The sequence below is a fragment of the Streptomyces sp. NPDC052910 genome (assembly GCF_055585605.1).
In genome coordinates, this window is the sequence record NZ_JBVJJR010000004.1 from 85,635 (window position 1) to 105,220 (window position 19,586).

General features: G+C 74.5%; 18 protein-coding genes and 1 pseudogene. 9 read left to right on the forward strand and 10 right to left on the reverse strand.

Annotated features, from left to right (window positions below):
* Positions 1 to 143: 143 nt before the first annotated feature.
* From ACZ6X9_RS16655 to ACZ6X9_RS16670, 4 genes and pseudogenes are all read right to left on the reverse strand, one after another.
* Positions 144 to 1,172 (reverse strand): annotated as a pseudogene (locus tag ACZ6X9_RS16655) (glycosyltransferase family 2 protein); the annotation flags it as partial.
* Positions 1,169 to 2,038, reverse strand: coding sequence for a glycosyltransferase family 2 protein (locus ACZ6X9_RS16660; RefSeq protein WP_469778728.1), 870 nt, complete (start codon positions 2,036 to 2,038; stop codon positions 1,169 to 1,171). The gene ACZ6X9_RS16660 and the pseudogene ACZ6X9_RS16655, both read right to left, overlap by 4 nt.
* A 416-nt stretch (positions 2,039 to 2,454) precedes the next feature.
* Positions 2,455 to 3,549: a GNAT family N-acetyltransferase gene (locus ACZ6X9_RS16665; RefSeq protein WP_469778729.1), complete on the reverse strand. Its 1,095-nt coding sequence runs from the start codon at positions 3,547 to 3,549 to the stop codon at positions 2,455 to 2,457.
* A 1-nt stretch (position 3,550) separates the two neighbouring features.
* A complete protein-coding gene (locus ACZ6X9_RS16670; RefSeq protein WP_469778730.1) occupies positions 3,551 to 4,159 on the reverse strand; it encodes a hypothetical protein in 609 nt (202 codons plus the stop codon).
* A 394-nt stretch (positions 4,160 to 4,553) separates the two neighbouring features.
* Between ACZ6X9_RS16670 and ACZ6X9_RS16675 the strand changes: the two genes are divergently transcribed.
* Both ACZ6X9_RS16675 and ACZ6X9_RS16680 read left to right on the forward strand, forming a co-directional pair.
* Positions 4,554 to 5,360, forward strand: coding sequence for an SGNH/GDSL hydrolase family protein (locus ACZ6X9_RS16675; protein WP_469778731.1), 807 nt, complete (start codon positions 4,554 to 4,556; stop codon positions 5,358 to 5,360).
* Between the two features lie 283 nt (positions 5,361 to 5,643).
* Positions 5,644 to 5,910, forward strand: coding sequence for a hypothetical protein (locus ACZ6X9_RS16680; RefSeq protein WP_436779191.1), 267 nt, complete (start codon positions 5,644 to 5,646; stop codon positions 5,908 to 5,910).
* A gap of 378 nt (positions 5,911 to 6,288) precedes the next feature.
* Here the strand turns inward: ACZ6X9_RS16680 and ACZ6X9_RS16685 are convergent, their stop codons facing one another.
* Positions 6,289 to 7,038: a GntR family transcriptional regulator gene (locus ACZ6X9_RS16685; RefSeq protein ID WP_469778732.1), complete on the reverse strand. Its 750-nt coding sequence runs from the start codon at positions 7,036 to 7,038 to the stop codon at positions 6,289 to 6,291.
* A 58-nt stretch (positions 7,039 to 7,096) separates the two neighbouring features.
* Entirely contained in the window at positions 7,097 to 8,431 is a 1,335-nt protein-coding gene (hmgA, locus tag ACZ6X9_RS16690; protein ID WP_469778733.1) for a homogentisate 1,2-dioxygenase, read from the reverse strand.
* 235 nt (positions 8,432 to 8,666) lie between these two features.
* On the opposite strand from hmgA, the gene ACZ6X9_RS16695 reads away from it, so the two are divergent.
* From ACZ6X9_RS16695 to ACZ6X9_RS16705, 3 genes are all read left to right on the forward strand, one after another.
* Positions 8,667 to 10,085: an aldehyde dehydrogenase family protein gene (locus tag ACZ6X9_RS16695; protein WP_469778734.1), complete on the forward strand. Its 1,419-nt coding sequence runs from the start codon at positions 8,667 to 8,669 to the stop codon at positions 10,083 to 10,085.
* A 585-nt stretch (positions 10,086 to 10,670) separates the two neighbouring features.
* Positions 10,671 to 12,377 (forward strand): aa3-type cytochrome oxidase subunit I, encoded by a 1,707-nt coding sequence (ctaD, locus tag ACZ6X9_RS16700; RefSeq protein WP_469778735.1) that lies wholly within the window; start codon positions 10,671 to 10,673, stop codon positions 12,375 to 12,377.
* Complete coding sequence (locus ACZ6X9_RS16705; protein WP_469778736.1) at positions 12,374 to 12,772, forward strand: hypothetical protein; 399 nt, start codon at positions 12,374 to 12,376, stop codon at positions 12,770 to 12,772. The genes ctaD and ACZ6X9_RS16705 overlap by 4 nt, the downstream gene beginning before the upstream one ends.
* A 16-nt stretch (positions 12,773 to 12,788) precedes the next feature.
* Here ACZ6X9_RS16705 and ACZ6X9_RS16710 read toward each other — a convergent pair whose 3' ends face one another.
* From ACZ6X9_RS16710 to ACZ6X9_RS16720, 3 genes are all read right to left on the reverse strand, one after another.
* Positions 12,789 to 13,523 (reverse strand): YqjF family protein, encoded by a 735-nt coding sequence (locus ACZ6X9_RS16710; protein WP_469778737.1) that lies wholly within the window; start codon positions 13,521 to 13,523, stop codon positions 12,789 to 12,791.
* A 96-nt stretch (positions 13,524 to 13,619) separates the two neighbouring features.
* Entirely contained in the window at positions 13,620 to 14,255 is a 636-nt protein-coding gene (locus ACZ6X9_RS16715; protein WP_469779172.1) for a hypothetical protein, read from the reverse strand.
* A gap of 73 nt (positions 14,256 to 14,328) precedes the next feature.
* Entirely contained in the window at positions 14,329 to 14,838 is a 510-nt protein-coding gene (locus ACZ6X9_RS16720) for a hypothetical protein (protein WP_469778738.1), read from the reverse strand.
* A gap of 205 nt (positions 14,839 to 15,043) precedes the next feature.
* Here ACZ6X9_RS16720 and ACZ6X9_RS16725 point away from each other — a divergent pair, with 205 nt between their 5' ends.
* The 3 genes from ACZ6X9_RS16725 to ACZ6X9_RS16735 all read left to right on the forward strand — a co-directional run bounded on the left by ACZ6X9_RS16725 (position 15,044) and on the right by ACZ6X9_RS16735 (position 18,122).
* On the forward strand, positions 15,044 to 15,532 hold the full coding sequence (locus ACZ6X9_RS16725; protein WP_469778739.1) for a DUF2243 domain-containing protein: 489 nt from the start codon (positions 15,044 to 15,046) through the stop codon (positions 15,530 to 15,532).
* A 239-nt stretch (positions 15,533 to 15,771) separates the two neighbouring features.
* Complete coding sequence (locus tag ACZ6X9_RS16730) at positions 15,772 to 16,605, forward strand: cytochrome c oxidase assembly protein (protein ID WP_469778740.1); 834 nt, start codon at positions 15,772 to 15,774, stop codon at positions 16,603 to 16,605.
* A gap of 434 nt (positions 16,606 to 17,039) precedes the next feature.
* Complete coding sequence (locus ACZ6X9_RS16735; RefSeq protein WP_469778741.1) at positions 17,040 to 18,122, forward strand: Zn-dependent alcohol dehydrogenase; 1,083 nt, start codon at positions 17,040 to 17,042, stop codon at positions 18,120 to 18,122.
* A gap of 46 nt (positions 18,123 to 18,168) precedes the next feature.
* On the opposite strand, the gene ACZ6X9_RS16740 is transcribed toward ACZ6X9_RS16735, so the two are convergent.
* Positions 18,169 to 18,735, reverse strand: a complete 567-nt coding sequence (locus ACZ6X9_RS16740) for a DUF2165 domain-containing protein (protein WP_469778742.1) — start codon at positions 18,733 to 18,735, stop codon at positions 18,169 to 18,171.
* A 210-nt stretch (positions 18,736 to 18,945) separates the two neighbouring features.
* Here ACZ6X9_RS16740 and ACZ6X9_RS16745 point away from each other — a divergent pair, with 210 nt between their 5' ends.
* Entirely contained in the window at positions 18,946 to 19,578 is a 633-nt protein-coding gene (locus tag ACZ6X9_RS16745; RefSeq protein ID WP_469778743.1) for a TetR/AcrR family transcriptional regulator, read from the forward strand.
* Positions 19,579 to 19,586 lie beyond the last annotated feature (8 nt).

Below are 19,586 nucleotides of genomic sequence, written 5' to 3' on the forward strand. Positions count from 1 at the left end.
GAAGAACCGGCCGCCGGGGTGCCCGTCGCCGGGGCACCGGCCACCGGGGCGCCCGTCACTGAAGCGCCGGTCACCGAAGCGCCGGTCACCGAAGCACCCGTCGCTGAGACACCCGTCACCGAAGCGCCGGCCACCGAGGCACCCGCCACCGCGGCGCCCGTCACCGAAAACCTGCCGCCGCCCCGCCACGCCCGGAGGCTGCCGACCGCGTAACCGGCGGTCGCGGCGGCCACTCCGGTGACGATCGCCGCGGCTCGGCCGGCGCCCCCGGGCCGCCCGAGCAGGGCGTCGCGCAGCCCGCGCGCCACGCCCACTGGGAGCACCCGGGTCGTGTAGCGGCGCTCGGAGGCGAGCCCGTCCCGGGCGCCGACGCTGTGCGCCACGAGCGCCTTGGAAAGGCCCTCGGCGTACGCCCGGGTGCGCAGGTAGCCGAACCGTTCCCGCTCGGCGGGGACCCGGTGGTGGATCACCGCCCGGTCGTCGATCAGCAGTACCGCCCCGGGCACCGCCCGGGCCAGCCGGATGCACAGTTCCGTCTCCTCGCAGCCCAGCGGCAGCCGGTGGCCGTCGCGGCCGATGCCGGAGGCGAACCCGCCGACGGCCGTCAGCGCCGACCTGCGGAACGAGGCGTTGCCGCCGAGGACGTTGCGCACCCGGATCCGGCCGGGCGGCAGGCCGCGGTACGTGCAGCCCACCGCCCAGTCCATCTCCTCCGGGAACCACGCGGGCCGGGCCCGCGACGCCCACACCGGCCGGGTGTGCCCGCCGACCGCCACCACGTGCGGATCGGCGTACGCCCGGACGAAGTGCAGCAGCCAGTCGCGCTCCGCCACCGCGTCGTCGTCCAGGAAGGCGACCACCTCCCCGGTCGAGGCCGCGACGCCGGTGTTGCGGCCGGCGGACAGGCCGCGCGGGCCGGCGTTGGCCAGCACCCGGACGCGGCCCGCGGGACCGTCCGGCGCGCCCAGCCCGTCGTCGCCGTAGACCTTGGCCAGCTTGCGCAGCAGCGCCGGGTTGTGGTCCACGACGAGCAGGGTCTCGCGCGCCGGGTAGGACTGCGCGGCCACCGAGGCCACCGCGGCGAGGATGTCGCCCCAGCGGTCCTCGGTGTAGACGCAGACGACCACCGAGACGTCCGGCGTCGTGGTCCGCTCCGCCGGCGCTGTGCTCAAGACACCTCCCCGCGGCTCGCGGCCGGCGCGATGGCCAGGGGCCGGCGGGCCGGCCGCTTGTGCCGCCGGGAACCGCGCTCGTGCAGGATGACCTTGAGGACCCGCAGTCCGTCGCGCACGGCCCGCAGGTTGCTGGCGCCGTGGATGCGGACGAACTCGTGGCTGGGGATCTCCTGGACCCGCAGGCCGGCCTTGACGACTCTGATGTTCATCAGGGTCTCCACCTCGAAGCCGGCGCAGTCCAGGGCGATGTCGTCCAGGACGCGCTTCCAGAAGGCGTTGTACCCGTAGCACAGGTCCGTGTAGCGGGCGCCGAACTTGTGGTTGACGATCGAGCACAGGACGCGGTTGCCCAGCTTGCGGATGGGCGTCATGTCGTCCGTGCCGCCCCCGTTGGCGAACCGGGACCCCTTGGCGAAGTCCGCGCCGCCCACCAGGGCCGAGACGTAGCTGACGATCTCGTTGCCGTCGGCCGAACCGTCCGCGTCCACCATGACGATGATCTCGCCCGAGCAGGCGGCGAACCCGGTGATCAGTGCGTCGCCCTTGCCCTTGCCCTGCTGCTCGACGACCTTGACCCCCGGCCAGAGCTCCCGGGCCACCTTGACGGTGTCGTCGGTGGAGTTCCCGTCGACCAGGACCACCTCGTGGATCCAGGACGGCAGGGTCTTGAAGACGTACGGCAGGTTCTCCGCCTCGTTCATCGCGGGGATCACCACGCTGACCGGCGGTGCTATCGCGAACTGCGGCGTCACCGGCCGGTACTGGGCGGGTGGGTCCTCGGGCCGGGCGGTCTCGCCGCCGGTGTCGGCCCCGGGGGTCCGGTCGTGGTCCTGACCGGCCGCCGGGCGCAGGAACGAACTCATGAGTCTGTGTTTCCCTCTCGTCCGGAGGACCGCCCGCCCCCGAGCGGTCCCATGGTGTGTCCGGTTCGAAAAGGGGGTCTCATCCTGTCCGGCGCGACGGACAACCGTCGCCCGTACAGGGTGAGTTGGCAAATGGCACAGGCCGCGCGGCACGCGACTCGACACGGATCTCCCCGGCCGAGCGCGGCACCCCCTGCCGCGCCCCGCCCCGGATCCATCGCGGCGACTGGAGCCCCTCCCCGGAGCCGCGAGAACCGATGGACCGATGCGGGTAGATGTACGACGGTATTGAAGCTTGAGACCGTATGGCAAGAGGTGCGTTGGAGCCTCCTCCTTTGGTGTCCTTTGTTCCTGACGCACCGTCGGGTATGCGAACGCACACCCGGAGCGCACCGGCGCATGACGTCCGCCGCGGCTCAGACGCTCCGCCGCAACCGTCCCACCCGCTTGAGCAGCCGGTCGGCCGGATCGAAGAGTTGGGGGCGCGTGACGACGGTGTTGCGCAGCGCGCGCACCGGCGCACGCCGGGCCTTGTGCCCCAGTGCGACCGGATGACGTCGCATCACCCACCCTTCGGACACGCTGAGTTCGCGTGTCTTGAGCGAGTCCTTGTACGCCTTGGCGCCCCGTCCGAGGTCCAGATAGGCCAGCCCCTCGGCGGCGGCCCCCTCCGCCATCCGCACGTGCAGCACCAGACCGGGCGAGTACTTCGCGAACCCCGGGTCGTACGCCGGAAACCAGCACGCCAGCACCGTCCGCGACCGCAGCCCGAAGTGCGCCGCGACGGGCCGCCCGCCCGCGTAGAGCACGGACAGCAGTCCGCCGCACGCCTCCGAGCGGGTGTGGAAGAGCTGCTCGACCAGCTTGGAGATCCACGGGCGTGCGAAGCGGTCGCTGCGCCCCGTTCTTCGGTACTGCGCCGACTTCCAGCCGATCAGCGTCCGCAGCACCGCCGGATCGCGCTCGTCGTGCACGTACCGCACCCCGCCGGCGTCCCGGCCGAGCCGGCGCTCCTTGGCCAGCGTGGTGCGGGTGAACTTGGGCGACTGCTCGCGCAGCGCCTTCAGATAGGAGTCGAAGCCCTGCTCGACGTCGATGACGGGGGAGGGGAAGGCGCCGGCCGCCCCCTCCTCGAAGGGCTTCTGGCCCTCCACCAGGTGGTCGAACTCCCACAGCGACAGCCCGCAGGCCGCCAGCAGTTCCTTCGCGTCCCACTGGAACCCGGGCCGGTGCACCAGCCCCTGGGCGTCCGAGACGCCGAGCCCGACCGCCCGGCCGACCCCGAACACCGAACGCTGGAAAGGGAAGAAGGCGGCCGGGGCGCCCTCCTCCCGGACGACGGCGATCCGGACACCCCGCCGGCAGCGGCCCACCGCCAGCGCGAACTCCGGTGCCAGAAAAGGGTTTCCGAGCTGCGGCGAGCCGTCCTCCACCGCCCGGGCCTGCATGGCCGACCACGCCGCCCGGTCGGCCGCGGTGAGTTCCCCCGGGCGGTGGACGCTGACCTCCACGTCAGGTCGTCCGGTCGCTCGTGCCGCGCCCCCGGTGGCGCCAGGCGTGCGCCAGCAGGAAGAGGAGCAGACTGACCGCCGCGACCGCCGCCACCCCGCCGCGTACCGTCCAATTGTGCAGCGCCAGCATGGTCTGGGCGGTCAGCAGGTCGACCGCGACCGCCCCGCCGGCCGCCACCACGGCCCGGCTGAGCGGGTCGAGCCCGCGCAGCGCGGCGGCCACGCCGCAGGCGGGCGCCACGATCAGGAAGAAGAGGGTGAAGGGCGCCCGCAGCGGCGAGCCGATGTCCAGCAGCGCCAGCGCCGCGCCCGCCCCGGCCATCGCGGCGGCCGCTCCCGCGACGACGGGCAGCGAGTCCGCGGCCGGACGGGAGAGGGGGCCGCCTCTCCCCGGGCGGCCCTGCGGCCCCGGGGCGGGCGGGCCGCCGGACGGATCGCCGGGCGGGTCGTCGGGTGGTTCCCGGCCCGCGGTACGGAGACCGCCGTCGCGGAGCCCGTCGTCACGGAAACCGCTGTCGCGGAGTTCGCCGTCAGGGCGACGGCCGTCACGGAGACCACTGTCATGGAGACCGCTGTCATCAAGACCGATGGGATCGCTGAAGCTCTGCATTGGCGACTTAGCCCCCCGAAGCGCCGGATGCCGGGCTTCAATGTCGCGCAACGGGCGAAGGCCGTCAAGATGTGAAGGACGGGCGAACAGGCTTCTGGACGCGGCTCCCGGCCACAAGCGGAGCCATGCCTCCCGGTCGGTGTCCGGCGGGCCGGCGTGATCGTCAACCCGCTTTCGAGCGACGGCTGTTCGGGTGATCGTCAGGTTGTCCCGTTGACCCTTCGCGGCGGACGCCGGGCGGCTCAGGACGGTCCGCGGCGGCCGTCGTGTCCACCATCCTTCACCGAACGGCCACCGGGGTAAGGGTGCGCCGCAAATATTGTCATGGACACTTCCGGCAGCTCGGTGTCGCTGCTACCACAGGGGTGGCAGTGAACCCTGCTAGGGAGGTTCCATGAATCACCACATTTCGGGTGCCGCATCGGCCGTGGCCCTCGCCCTGACCCTCACCCTCGGCGGCACCGGCGCCGCCCAGGCCGCACCGGAGGCGACCCCCACCGCCCCCTCTTACGTCGCCCTGGGCGACTCGTACTCCTCCGGCGTCGGCGCCGGCGCCTACCAGTCCTCCAGCGGAGGCTGTAAACGCAGCGACAAGGCGTACCCGGCCCTGTGGGCGGCGGCGCACAGACCCGCGTCGTTCGCCTTCACCGCCTGCTCGGGCGCCCGCACCGGGGACGTGCTCGCCGACCAGTTGGCCCCCCTCACCCCCACGACGGGTCTGGTCAGCATCAGCGTCGGCGGCAACGACGCGGGCTTCGCGGACGCCATGTCCACCTGCGTGCTCAACAGCGACAGCGTCTGTCTGGACCGCATCGCGACGGCGAGCGCCTTCATCCGCGGCGAACTGCCCGCCAAGCTGGACACCGTCTACTCCGCCATCAGCGCCCGCTCGCCCAAGGCCCGCGTCGTCGTCCTCGGTTACCCCCGCTTCTACAGGCTGGGCGCGGTCTGCGCCGGTCTGAGCGAGGCCAAGCGAAAGGCCATCAACGACGCCGCCGACCTGCTCGACTCGGTCACCGCCAAGCGGGCCGCCGACCACGGCTTCGCCTTCGGCGACGTCAACACCACCTTCTCCGGCCACGAGCTGTGCTCGGGCAGCCCCTGGCTGCACAGTGTGACCCTGCCGGTCGACGAGTCCTACCACCCGACGGCCGGCGGGCAGTCCGGCGGCTATCTGCCGGTATTCTCCGCCGCGGCCTGACCCCGCGTCCGCCCGGGCCCCCGCGACCACCGTCGCGGGGGCCCGGGCGGCATGGCCGGCGGACACCTCCGGACCCGGTGAACGCACCGCGACGGAGGGTGACTTCCGCCCGTTCCGGGAGCCGTCCGCCGCGCCGCCCGGCCGGTACGGTGCGACAGGTTCAGGCCAGTGTCGTCAACCCCCTTGACGGGGTGGTGAATCCGTTCGCGGATGCGCGGGTGACGCGATGGGGCGATAGGGTTACCCTGCCTTGGCCGGGTGCCTCGTACGGGTGGGGAGTCTCATGGACCAGATAACAATGCGCAGCAGGCCGCGTGTGCCTGCCATCGAGTGCGGGAGCGGCGCCACCGGCGCCCGCCTCGAACGCCATCTCGCGGTGCTCGCCGGCCCCGCCGTGCCGCAGCGCGAGACCGAGGGCGCGACCCTGCTGATGCGCGAGCTGACCTCGCGCGACCACGCGCGGGCGGCCGGCACCGGCCGGACGGAGCGTGTCTCCCTCTTCGCGCCCCTGCGCCGGCTCCGCCGGTCGCTGTTCGGCAGCCGCCCCTGACGCTCCCCGGCGTTCGGCGTCCCCGGCGTTCTCCCGGTTCCCCAGCGTTCCCCGGTGTCCATCGGCGTGCCCGGCCTTCCCGGCCCCGGGCACCGGTTGTCCCCGGGCCCGTCCGGCCCCGGCTCCCCTCGGCGTTTTCCCGCGACGGCTGTGCCGCCGGTGACGGCTGTGCTGCCGATGACGGATCCTGCCGACCGTGCCGCTCGCGCGCCGGAAGGATGCGGCCCACGCCCCGACGCGCCCGGTGCGCTCCGGAGCCCGGCGCTCCTCCTCGCTCCATGGGCCTCGAACTCGCTTCAACGGCCTCGAAGTCAGGCGGCCTCGAAACCCCGGCGCTCCGGAACCTCCGGAGTCTCCGGCCACAGCGGGTTTCGCCGTTCAGTGCGCCTCGACGCTCACCGTGAACGAGAAGCGGTCGCCGCGGTAATGGATCCGGGCCACGTCCACGACCCGCCCGCTCGCGTCGTAGGTCACCCCCGTGTAGTGCAGGATCGGGCTGAGCAGCGGCACCTGGAGCAGCCGCGCGGTCTCCGGGTCGGCCAGCCGTGCCTCCACGGTGTCCGTGATCCGGCTGATGCGCACGCCCACGGCGTCGCGGAGCACCTTCGTCATGGGCCAGCGGGTGAGGTCCTCCAGGTCGATCCGGGCGGCGAGTTCGGGGTGCACCCAGTTCTCGGCCCGGTTCACCGGCTCGCCCGTCTCCCCGTCCCGGCGCAGCCGCCGGAACGCCACGGCTTCCGTCAGGCCCGGGAAGAACTCGGCCAGCTCGCCGGGGAGCGGCGCCGGGCCGTGGCCGAGTACGGTGGTCCGCTCGCCGGACTGCTGGGCCACGATCGCGTCCACCGAGCCGAGCAGCCGCACGGGGGAGCCCCGCCGGGCGCTCGGCTCGATGAAGGTGCCGCGCCGCCGGTGCCGGCTGATCAGCCCCTCTTCCTCCAGCTCCTTCAGCGCCTGCCGCATGGTCAGCACGCTCACCCCGTAGTGCGCGGCGAGCGCGTCCTCGGTGGGCAGGCGCAGCGGGTCGTCGGGGCGGCGCCCGAGTATGGACGCGCGCAACGACTGCGACACCTGGTACCAGAGCGGCAGTTTGCGGTTGAGCGCCAGGGAGTCGGGGGCGAAGGTCGTCACGGGGGCTCCGGCTCTGCGGTGGATCAGGGGTGGCCCGGGGAGGCGTCCCGGGGGCGTCTCAGGGGCGGTAGTGCCGCTCCAGACCCTGCCACACGTCGTCGTACCCCGACTGGAGCTGGTCGGCGTCCGCCGCCTGGGCGGTGAGCGTGACCGGCCACCGCGTCTCGAACATGAAGGCCAGCCCGTCGTCCACCTTGTGCGGCTTCAGCTCGGCGGCGCTCGCCTTGTCGAAGGTCTCCCGGTCCGGCCCGTGCGCCGACATCATGTTGTGCAGCGAGCCGCCGCCCGGGACGAAACCGCCCTCCCCGGCCGTCTTCGCGTCGTAGGCGCCCTCGATCAGGCCCATGTACTCGCTCATCACGTTGCGGTGGAAGTACGGCGGCCGGAAGGTGTCCTCGCCGACCAGCCAGCGCGGTGCGAACACCACGAAGTCGACGCCCGCCAGGCCCGGGGTGTCCGACGGCGAGGTGAGCACGGTGAAGATCGACGGGTCGGGGTGGTCGTAGCTGACCGTCCCGATGACGTTGAACCGGCGGAGGTCGTAGACGTACGGGACGAGGTTGCCGTGCCAGGCGACGACGTCGAGCGGCGAGTGGTCGTACACCGCCTCCCAGAGGTTGCCGCAGAACTTGTTCACCACCCGGACCGGCCCGTCGGCGTCCTCGTACGCGGCCACCGGGGCGAGGAAGTCCCGCGCGTTGGCCAGCCCGTTGGCGCCGATCGGGCCCAGGTCGGGCAGGGTGAACGGCTGCCCGTAGTTCTCGCAGACGTAACCGCGCGCGGTGTCGTCCAGCAGTTCCACCCGGAAGCGGACGCCGCGCGGGATCAGCGCCACGTGGCCCGGTTCGGCGCGCAGCAGGCCGAACTCGGTGCGCAGCAGCAGCCCGCCGCGCTCGGGGACGATCAGCAGCTCGCCGTCGGCGTCGCTGAACACGCGGTCCGTCATCGAGGCGTTGGCCGTGTACAGGTGGATCGCCATGCCGGTGCGCTGGGTGGCGTCGCCGTTGCCGCCCAGCGTCCACAGGCCGGCGAGGAAGTCGGTGCCCTCGGGCGGCTCCGGCAGCGGGTCCCAGCGCAGCCGGTTGGGGTCCGGGACGGTCTCGGTGAAGGGGGCGCCGCGCAGGCCGCCGTTGCCGGTCCGGGTGAACGGGGGGTGGGCGGCCGACGGGCGAATCCGGTAGAGCCAGGACCGGCGGTTGTGGTGCCGGGGTTCGGTGAAGGCGGTGCCGCTCAACTGCTCCGCGTAGAGCCCGAGGGGTGCCCGCTGGGGTGAGTTGCGCCCGTGCGGCAGCGCGCCGGGAACGGCCTCGCTGCTGTGCTCGTTGCCGAACCCCGAGGCGTAGACGAGCCCTTCGGCCGTCTTGCGCGCCCGCTCTCTGTCCGTGCCGGTCATCGTGTGCTCCCACTGCCGGAGGAATCCTCTGTATGACCGTAGGATTCGGGGGCCCGGCCCGTCAATGGACCTTGAGCGCCGGGTTCCGGGCGGCGGGGGCGGAGACCGGACCGGCCCTTGGTGCGGACCGGGCGGCCGGTTAGGTTGGGGGCCGGGCCTCGGGCGGGGGGTGCACCGGCACGCCGCGCCCCGGCGCCCGGCACCCACGCCCACCGCGAACGCGAGGAGACGCCCTGTGACCGCGTATGACGGGATGTTCGTCGACGGAGCCTGGCGGCCCGCCCGGGGAACCGGCCGGATCGAGGTGGTGAACCCGGCGACCGAGGAGGTCGTCGCGACCGTCCCGGCCGGCACGGCCGACGACGTCGACGACGCCGTCCGGGCCGCCCGCGCCGCCCTGCCCGACTGGGCCGCGACCCCGCCCGCCCGGCGCGGCGCGTACCTGACCGCCCTGGCCGACGCGCTCGCCGCCCGCCAGGAGGAGATCGCCGCCACCGTCACCACCGAACTCGGCTCGGCCATCGGCTTCGCCCGGCGCGTCCACGCCGGACTGCCGGTCGCCGTCACCCGCTCCTACGCCGAGCTCGCCGCGGGCTTCGCGTTCGAGGAGCGGATCGGCTCGTCCACGGTCCTCCACGAACCGGCCGGCGTCGTCGGCGCGATCACCCCCTGGAACTACCCGCTCCACCAGATCGTCTGCAAGGTCGCGCCCGCCCTCGCCGCGGGGTGCACCGTCGTCCTCAAGCCGGCCGAGTACACCCCGCTCACGGCCCGGATCTTCGCCGAGTGCACGGCCGCCGCCGACCTGCCCCCGGGCGTGTTCAACCTGGTCACCGGGTACGGCCCGGAGGCCGGGCAGCCGCTCGCCGAGCACCCGGACGTCGACCTGGTCTCCTTCACCGGCTCCACCGCCGTCGGCCGCCGGATCGGAGCCATCGCGGGCGGCGCCGTCAAGCGCGTCGCCCTGGAGCTCGGCGGCAAGTCGGCCAACGTCATCCTCCCCGGCGCCGACCTCGCGCAGGCCGTCCGCGCCAACGTCGCCGACGTGATGCGCAACGCCGGCCAGTCCTGCAACGCCCTCACCCGCACCCTGGTCCACACCGACCACTACGACGAGGCCGTGGCCCTCGCCGTCGAGGCCGTCGCAGAGTACGTGCCCGGCGACCCGACCGACCCCGACCGCCGGCTGGGCCCGGTCGTCAGCGCCCGGCAGCGGGACCGGGTGCGGGAGCTGCTCCGCAAGGGCGCCGAGGAGGGCGCCCGCGTCGCCACCGGCGGCGCCGAACCGCCCGAGGGCCCGGACAAGGGCTACTACGTGCGCCCGACCGTCCTCGCCGACGTCACCCCCGACATGACCGTCGCCCGCGAGGAGATCTTCGGCCCGGTCCTGTCCTTCCTGCGCTACGAGGACACCGAGGAGGCCCTGCGGATCGCCAACGACAGCGAGTACGGCCTCTCCGGCGCCGTCTGGGCGGCCGACCGGGACGAGGCGGTGGCCTTCGCCCGCCGGATGGAGTGCGGCCGGGTGGACGTCAACGGCGGCGACTTCAACATCCTGGCGCCCTTCGGCGGCTGGAAGCGGTCGGGCGTGGGCCGCGAACTCGGCGTCCACGGGCTGACGGAGTACCTCCAGACCAAGTCGCTCCAGCTCTGACCCGGGGCGGGCGGCCGTCCGCGCGCCGACCGGGCCGAACGGGTACGGCCCGCACCAGGCGGCCGTCCGGGGTCCCCGCCACCGGACGGCCAAGCGCTGTCCCGTCCCGGCCGTCGAACGCCGCCTCGCCCGGTCCGCTCCATGGGGGCGCGGCGGAAAACCGTCAACCGGCTGCCGCCCGGGGGCTCCCCGGCGACCTCTTCGACGAGGTGGAGGCCGGCCCCCGTCGGGAGCCGTGCGGGCGGTGTCCGGCGGGCACCGCCCGCGCAATCACCGCATGACCACCGCGCAATCACCGCATGACCACCGCGCAATCACCGCATGACCACCGCGCAGCCACCGCATGACCACCGCGCAGCCACCGCATGACCACCGCGCAGCCACCGCATGACCACCGCGCAGCACCGCACGACCACCGCGCAGCCACCCCACAGCCTTCCGCACGGCCACGCCCACGCCCGGCGCAATACGGCGTCCCCGAGGGGCCGTACCCCTATCACGGTGAGGGCACCGCCGACATGGGCGGCCCGACGGGTGGTGGGGCGTTCGGGCCTCCGCCTCCGGCAAGCAGGCGGAAGGACGGACATGGCGGACCTGACGATGGAGCCCGAGGCTCCGGAACGCGCCCCTTCGCGCGGTGTGGGCGCGGTGGTGGTGGACTGGCTCTCCACGACGGACCACAAGAAGATCGGTTCGCTGTACCTGGTGACCTCGTTCTGCTTCTTCGCCTTCGGCGGGCTGCTGGCCCTGCTGATGCGGGCGGAACTGGCCCGGCCGGGCCTGCAGATCCTGTCGACCGAGCAGTTCAACCAGGCGTTCACGATGCACGGCGCGATCATGCTGCTGATGTTCGCGACCCCGCTGTTCGCCGGCTTCGCCAACGCCATCATGCCGTTGCAGATCGGCGCGCCGGACGTGGCGTTCCCGCGGCTGAACATGTTCGCCTACTGGCTCTACCTCTTCGGCTCGCTGCTCGCCGTCGCCGGTTTCCTCACCCCGCAGGGCGCCGCCGACTTCGGGTGGTTCGCCTACACCCCGCTGTCGGACGGCTCGCACTCCCCGCAGGTCGGCGCCGATATGTGGATCATGGGCCTGGTCTTCTCCGGCTTCGGCACGATCCTCGGCTCGGTCAACTTCATCACCACGGTCATCTGCATGCGCGCGCCCGGCATGACGATGTTCCGGCTGCCGATCTTCACCTGGAACGTCCTGCTCACCAGCGTGCTGGTGTTGCTCGCCTTCCCGGTGCTGGCCGCGGCCCTGCTGGCGCTGGAGGCGGACCGGAAGTTCGGCGCCCACATCTTCGACGCGGCCAACGGCGGGGCCATCCTGTGGCAGCACCTCTTCTGGTTCTTCGGCCATCCCGAGGTCTACATCATCGCCCTGCCGTTCTTCGGGGTCGTCACCGAGATCATCCCGGTCTTCGCCCGCAAGCCGATCTTCGGATACGCGGGCCTCGTCGGCGCGACGATCTCCATCACCGGGCTGTCCGTCACGGTGTGGGCGCACCACATGTTCCCCACCGGCGCGGTGCTGCTGCCGTTCTTCTCCTTCATGTCGTTCCTGATCGCCATCCCGACCGGGGTGAAGTTCTTCAACTGGATCGGCACCATGTGGAAGGGCTCACTCTCCTTCGAGACGCCGATGCTCTGGGTGACCGGCTTCCTGGTCACCTTCCTCTTCGGCGGGCTGACCGGCGTCATCCTCGCCTCCCCGCCGATGGACTTCCACGTCACCGACTCCTACTTCGTCGTCGCCCACTTCCACTACGTGGTGTTCGGCACCGTCGTCTTCGCCATGTTCGCCGGATTCCACTTCTGGTGGCCGAAGTTCACCGGCAAGACGCTCGACGAACGACTGGGGAAGATGCACTTCTGGACGCTGTTCGCCGGGTTCCACGGCACCTTCCTGGTCCAGCACTGGCTGGGCGCCGAGGGCATGCCCCGCCGCTACGCGGACTACCTCGCCGCCGACGGATTCACCTGGCTCAACACCATTTCCTCGATCGGCTCGTTCCTGCTGGGCCTGTCCACCCTGCCGTTCCTCTACAACGTCTGGAAGACCGCCAAGTACGGCAAGCCGGTCCACGTCGACGACCCCTGGGGCTACGGCCGTTCGCTGGAGTGGGCCACCTCCTGCCCGCCGCCGCGCCACAACTTCTGCACCCTGCCCCGCATCCGCTCCGAATCGCCCGCCTTCGACCTCCACCACCCGGACATCGCCCAGCGCGACCAAGAGGAGAACGTCGGCCGGCGCGACATCGTCGAATCCGACTCGGCGGGCACACTGTGACGCGGGCGGGAAGCGGACCCGACGGCGGAAGCCGGACGGCGCTCCCACGGGCCGGCACCCCGGACGTCGCCGCCGGCATCCACCGGCTGGAGGGCTACCTCCTCCTCCGGGCCGAGGCGGACGAGGCCCGCCGGGCGGCCGAACGCTTCGCGGACCGCCTGCCCTGGCTCGACGGCCACCGGCGCGCCGAACTCGTCGACCTCTACACCCGCGAACGCCTGGCCCAGCACCGCCGCGCCCTCGAACGCGTCCGCGACCGGAGCCTGAGCCTGCGGGCCGAGTACGCCCGGCGGTACGAGCTGCTGCGCCGCCGCCTGGTGGCCGTCACCCTGCTCGCCGTTCCGGCCGCCGCCTGCGGCGCCCGCACCCTGGCCGCGGTCCGGTACGGGACCTGAGGCCGCGCCCTCCCGGTCACCGCGCCGGGCGGGGGAAGGCCAGCCGCACGCCCTGCACGCCGGGGGAGAAGTGGGCCAGCGGCGGCCCTTCCGGCGGCGGCAGCCCGACGGACGCGGTCAGCGTCTCGTGCGCCTCCTCCACCCGGGCGGCGCGCAGCCGCCACGGCTCGTGCTCGACGGGCGTCTCCCACAGGACGCCCGAGCCGTGGCTGTAGGCCCGCCGGCGGTCGGTCAGCCAGACGTCCAGGGCGTCCTGCGCGAGCGGTTCGCCGGGGCGTACGACCAGTTGGTACGCGGGGCCGCCGCCGCGCCGCTCACCGGCGTACCGCACCACCGGCCCGTCGGCCCGCAGCCGCAGTCGGGCCAGGTGGTACGGGATGCCGAGCCCCCGGGCGGCCAGCAGCGGAGGGACCGTCACCTCCAGGGAGAGGAACCACAGCCCCGGCCTGCCGTCGCCGAGGCGGGCGTAGGTGCGCAGGTTGGTCTCCGGGAAGGTCCACCGGGGACGGGGCAGGCCCAGGGGCCGGACGGACGCCATGGCGAACGGGGTCAGCCCCACCCAGGCGGCGCCGTCGAAGGTGTCGACGACCACACCCGGGGGGAGCAGGGCCTGCACCACGCGCGGCTCGTAGCGCCAGTGCAGGAACGTCTGGCACGTCCAGCGGGCCGTCAGGCACGGGAACGTGACGCGTTCCGTGACGTGCTCGGGCCGCTCGGGCCGCTCGGGTTCCTCGGGGGCGGACGGCGCCATGGCTCGGACTCCTCTGTCGACTCGCCGCGGCCTGGTTCCCGGGGCCCGCGGTCTCCCGGCCCTGAGGCGGTACCGGTCTTCCCGCCGGGCCCGGCCTCAGGGCCGGCCGCGGGACCGGGCGGCCACGGCCGCCGGATCCCGTTCCCCCGCCGGCTCCACGAGGGTCGTGACGCGGACCAGCGCGGGCCGCCGGGGAACGGACACCGGCCCGAACCGGACGGGCGGCGCCACCCGGGCGGGCGGCCCGAGGCCGGTGCCCTCCCACCGGACGTCCCCGCCCGTGATCGGCCACAGGTCGCGCGCGCCGTAGAACGACCGGCGCCCGGACCGGGACACCCCGTGGGTGCGCAGGCCCAGCAGCCGGGCGGGCAGGCCGACGGAGCGGATCCAGAGCGGATGGGTGGCGGCCGAGGCGGGCACGGCGTGCAGGAGACGCCCCAGGGGGCTCCGGGGGCCGGTGGTGAAGCGCCAGCTCAACGGCCCCGCCGTCACCGCCCAGTGGACGCCCGTCCGCACCACCGTCACGGGCCGGACGTCCACCCGGTCGAAGACGTAGGTCGCGGCGACGAACTCCGCCACCTCCTCGGTGGGGGCCAGCAGCAGACGCGTCCCGTCCGCGTGCTCCACCATGACGTCGCTGAACGGGCCGAACGGCGAACGGGGCCAGTGCCCGAGGACGAGCCGGGTCCCGGAGGCCGTTCCGGTCCCCGCGATCCAGCCGTCGAACCGCAGCCGCGCGCCGCGCGCGTCTCGCGCGGACCGGCCCCGGCCGTACGGGGCGGCGGCCGTCCGTCCGCGGCCGGGTTCACGCGGCACGGGGCGGCGGTCCGACGTCCGGGCGGCGCCCCGGGCGCCGGACCGCGTGGCGCAGTCCGGGGCCGGGACCCGTGCGGGCGGCCCGGGCGTCCGTGACGGCACCGGAGGCGAGGGCGTACACCGCCTTGTGCGGCAGGTCGACGGCCGGTTCACCGCTCGACCGGGTGGCGGGGGGCGCGCCGACGCCGGTCGCGTTCGCCAGGAGCCGGCCCTCGGTGCGCCGCACGACACCGCACCGCGCGGAGGACAGCGGGCCGCGCAGCCCGGCGCGGGCCATCGCGGAGCACAGCACGCCCGGCAGGGCGCCCTGGCCGTAGCGCGTGACCCGGTTCGCGGCGTCGGAGGTCCCGTCGCGCCCGGTCGGCCGGGGCAGCACCCGGCCGGGGACCCGGGATCCGGGGCGGCCGCTGCACCGCTGCTCGGCCTTCTCCGCCAGGGCCATCACCACCACCCCGGCGGCCCCGGCGAGCAGGCCCTCCCACACCACGCGTGTCCTCATGCCACCCCGGGTACCCGACCGCCGTCGGGACATCCCCGTACCGGCGGCCGGACCGGGCGGGGCCGGGGCCGCGGCTGCCCCCGCCGACCGATGCCGATCCGGTCCGGTCCGTCCGGGCACACCGTGCCCTTCCCGGGGTACCCGGGCGAGGCACCCCACTCCACCGCACCCCAGCCCGCACCCCCCGAGGGAGGCCGGAACGCCCATGACGCACCGGGACCGGCACGCCGTTCCACCGCCCGCGCCCCCGGCCCGTCGGTCCACGGCCGCCGGCGCCCTGCTGGGCGTCGGGGTGATGGCGGCCGTGGACGAGATCGTCTTCCACCAGATCCTCCACTGGCACCACTTCTTCGACCGCTCCACGCCCGGCGTCGCCCTCCTCTCCGACGGGCTGCTGCACACCGCCGAACTGCTGGCACTGGTCGCCGCCTGCTTCCTGCTCGCCGACCTCGGCCGGCACCGCGCCCTGGCGGCGGCCCACGCCCGGGCGGGCTGCCTCCTGGGAGCGGGGGCCTTCCAGCTCTGGGACGGCACCGTCGACCACAAGGTGCTGCGCGTCCACCAGATCCGCTACGGCGTCGACGTCACCCCCTACGACTGGGCGTGGAACGGCGCCGGACTGCTCCTGCTGGCGGTGGGCGCGGCACTCGCCGTACGGGCCCGTGGCTGGCGACCGGGGGGAGTGGTTCGGTGACCGGGGCGCTCGCGCACCTGATGCCTCCCGGGCTCGTGCCGGGTTGTGCCTGCCGGCTGTGGGCGCTGCTTCCGCTGTACGGGCTCGTGGCCGGCGGCTGACGGGAGTGGTCCGGTGACCGGGGTGCTCGCGCACCTGATGCCCCCCGACCCCGGGCCCGTGGCCGGGTTGTGCCTGCCGGCTGTGGACGTCGCATCCGCCGTACGGGCTCGTGGCCGGCGGCCGACGGGAGTGGTCCGGTGACCGGGGCGTCCGGGCACGCGATGGCCACCGGCCCCGGGCCCGCCGAACGGGTCCTCGCGCTCGTCGCGGCCGTGGCCGGTATCGGCTACCTGGTCGCCGCGGCCCGGCTGCGCCGCCGGGGTGACGCCTGGCCCGTCCATCGCGACGTGGCGTTCGCCGCGGGGGCCGCGGCCCTGGCCGCGGCGCTGAGCGTGCCGCCGCCGGGCGGGCCGTTCACCTCCCACATGGGGCATCACCTCGTCGTGGCCATGGCGGCACCGCTGCCGTTGGTGCTCGGCCACCCCCTCACGCTGGCCCTGCGCCTCCTGCCGCCCGGCCGTGTGCGCCGGGCCCTGCCGGCCCTCGCCCGGTCCCGGGCCGCCGCCTGCCTGACGTTCCCGCCGTTCGCCGCGCTGCTCGACGTCGGCGGGCTCTGGCTGCTGTACCGCACGCCTCTGTTCGCCGAGACTCATCACCGGCCGTTCGTGCACGCCGCCGTCATGCTGCACGTGGTGGCCGCCGGGCTGTTGTTCACGTTCTCCGCCGGGCCGCTCACCCCGCTGCACCGCCGTTGGGGTCCCGGCTGGCGCGGCTTCGCCCTGCTGGCCGCCGGCACCGCCCACGGTGTCCTCGCCAAGCTGCTCTACGACCGCCCGCCGCCCGGCACGGCCTTCGCCCCGGCGGACCTGCGCACCGGCGCCCGGCTCATGTACTACGGCGGTGACCTCGTCGAACTCTGCCTGGCCACCGCCCTGGCCGCCTCCTGGTACGCGGCCGCCGGCCGGGCCCGCCGCAGGGCCCTGCGGCCGCGCCCGGCGACTGTGCCGGGAGCCGCCGAGGGACGGTCGTGACGGCCGCTGCTCGGTGCGGTCGGTCGTCACCGGGCCTCGACGGGCCGCCCGTGACGGAGACCTTGACGGGCCGTCGCCCGCGCCGTGGCCCGGTGGGCCGTCCGTCACCGGGCTTCGGACAGGCCGTCCGTCACTGGGCTCCGGACAGGCCGTTCGTGACGGGGGCGGAAGGCCCTGGCGCGCGGCTCCCCGGACGCTCGGCGAGTGGTCCGCGCCGAGAGGCCGGAACCGGCCGCCGCACCAGGCCACCCGGCGGGCGGTCGTGACGGCGGGGGCCCGGGGGCCTAGGCTGAGCCGCGGTTCACCGGGGGTGTCCCGGGGCCGCTGAGGACGCTCGGGACACGCTCCGTCCGCGCACGACCCGCCGGCCCCGTCCCGGCCCGTCCCGGCGCGCTCCTCGCGTCGGCCGGGCTCCGACCGAGAGGTGACCCGCCGTGACCCGCGCCGCCGTCCTGACCGCCGTCGGAGCCCCGCTCCGCGTCACCGAGATCGACCTGCCGGACCCCGGCCCGGGGCAGGTGAGGGTGCGGATCGCCGCGGCGGGGGTGTGCCACTCCGACCTGTCGCTCGCGGACGGGACGCTCCGGCAGCCCGTCCCGGCCGTGCTCGGGCACGAGGGGTCGGGGACGGTCACCGCCGTCGGGGACGGTGTGACCCATGTGGCGCCGGGGGACGAGGTGGTGCTCAACTGGGCGCCCGCCTGCCGCCGTTGCCACTTCTGCGGCATCGGCGAGCCCTGGCTCTGCGCCGAGTCCCTCGCCACCACACCCGAGCCCTACGCCACGCTCGGCGCGGACGGCACACCGCTCCACCCGGCCCTGGGAACCGCCGTGTTCGCCGAGGAGACGGTCGTCCGCGCCGCCGCCGTCCTGCCGCTGCCCGCGGGCGTGCCGCTGGCCGAGGCGGCGCTGCTGGGCTGCGCCGTGCTCACCGGCTACGGCGCGGTGCACCACAGCGCCCGGGTGCGGCCGGGGGAGTCGGTGGTGGTCGTCGGCGTCGGCGGGGTCGGGCTCGCCACCGTGCGCTCGGCGCGTCTCGCGGGAGCGGGGCAGGTGATCGCGGTGGAGGTCTCCCCGGAGAAGGAGGAACTGGCCCGCGCCTGCGGGGCCACCGCGTTCGTGCCCGCCGGGGACGGCGCGGTCGCGCGGATCCGCGAACTCACCGGCGGCCATGGCGCGGACGTGGCCGTGGAGTGCGTGGGCCGGCCGGAGACCATCCGGACGGCCTGGACGGCCACCCGGCGCGGCGGGCGCACCACCGTCGTGGGCGTCGGCGGCCGGGACCGGCACGTCGCCTTCTCCGCCCTGGAACTCTTCCACTCCGGCCGGACCCTCTCCGGCTGCGTCTACGGCAACACCGACCCCGCCCGCGACCTGCCCGTCCTCGCCGAGCACGTGCGTGAGGGGCGCTTCGACCTGTCGTCCCTGATCACGCGGCGGATCGGGCTCGCCGACATCCCCGACGCGTTCGCGTCGATGCTGGCCGGGCGCGGCGGGCGTTCCCTGGTGGTCTTCTGAGCCCCGCCCGGAGGGGCGGTCTTCCCGGCCCCGGGCGGGGCGGGGCTCAGCCCGGGACGCCCTCGTCCCGCAGCCCCGGCAGGTGGACGACCAGCAGCACCAGCCCGCCCAGCACGACGTGGCGTTCGGCGGCGGGCACCCCGTTCCACCGCGAGGACTGCCACATCGCGAACCACTCGCCGCCGACGGCCAGGAACCCCACGCCGAACAGCAGCAGGTACAGCACCAGCCCCAGCGTCGTGGCGCGCCGGGCCGGGGCGAACCCGGTGAGGGGACCGTGCCGCGGTGCGCGCAGCCAGCGCGCCGTCGCCACCGTCAGAACCGCCGCCGTCAGCGCCTCCCAGGCGATGATCAGCAGGTAGGCGCCGTCCTGGAGCGGGCGCCAGGTGACGGCCCGCCAGGTCAGGTCGTCGTCCCCGAACGTCGTGTCCATCGCCAGGACGTGCCGGACGAACTGCCGGTTGGTGTCGAAGTCCGTGATGTTGCCGAAGACCACGAGCAGCATGAGGAGCGCCACCGTGCCGGTCAGGACGGCCGCCGCCAGGGGCAGCCCGTCCCGCCGCGCCCAGGCCGTCCGGCCCCGCCCCACCGCGCGTACCCGTCCTCCCGCCATGCCGTCCCCCTTCCGTCCGGAGCCGGCCCCGGGCCGGTCCTGAACAGCCGCCGCCTGAGGGCAGCATGCCCGCGCCCACCGCCGTGTACGCGGGCCGAGCGCCTGCTCAGCCGCGGGGTAAGGTGTCGTTCCCGCCGGCCGGGCCGGGGAGGGCCGGAGGGGCGGGAAAAGCCGGGACGAGCCGGGACCGAGTCGGGGCGAGGGGGACGTATGGACGCCGGGGGCGGACGGACCGAGGAGTGGGCGGACGTCACACCGGACGCGGCCCGGCGGCTGCTCACCGCGGCCGTCCGGGCGTTCGCCGAGCGCGGCTACCACGCCACCACCACCCGGGACATCGCCGGCCGGGCCGGGATGAGTCCCGCCGCCCTCTACATCCACTTCCGCACCAAGGAGGACCTCCTCCACCGGATCAGCGGAGTGGGCCACCGCCTCGCGCTTGACCTCCTCACCCGGGCCAGGGACGGCTCCGGCGGGGCGGCGGAGCGGCTGGCCGAGGCGGTACGGACGTTCGTGCGCTGGCACGCCGAACACCACACCACCGCCCGGGTCGTTCAGTACGAACTGGGGGCGCTCGCCGAGGATCACCGGGCCGAGATCACCGAGCTGCGCCGGGAGACCGACGCCGCGGTCCGGTCGATCGTCGAGGACGGCGTCGCCTCCGGGGAGTTCGACGTCCCGGACGTGCGCGGCACCAGCCTCGCCCTGCTCTCCCTCTGTGTGGACGTCGCACGCTGGTTCCGCGACGACGGCAAGCGCACGCCCGAGGAGGTCGGCGAGCTGTACGCGGGGCTGGCCCTGCGGATGGTCGGCCACCGGGGCGACGCGGACGCCGGCCGCTGACGTAGGGT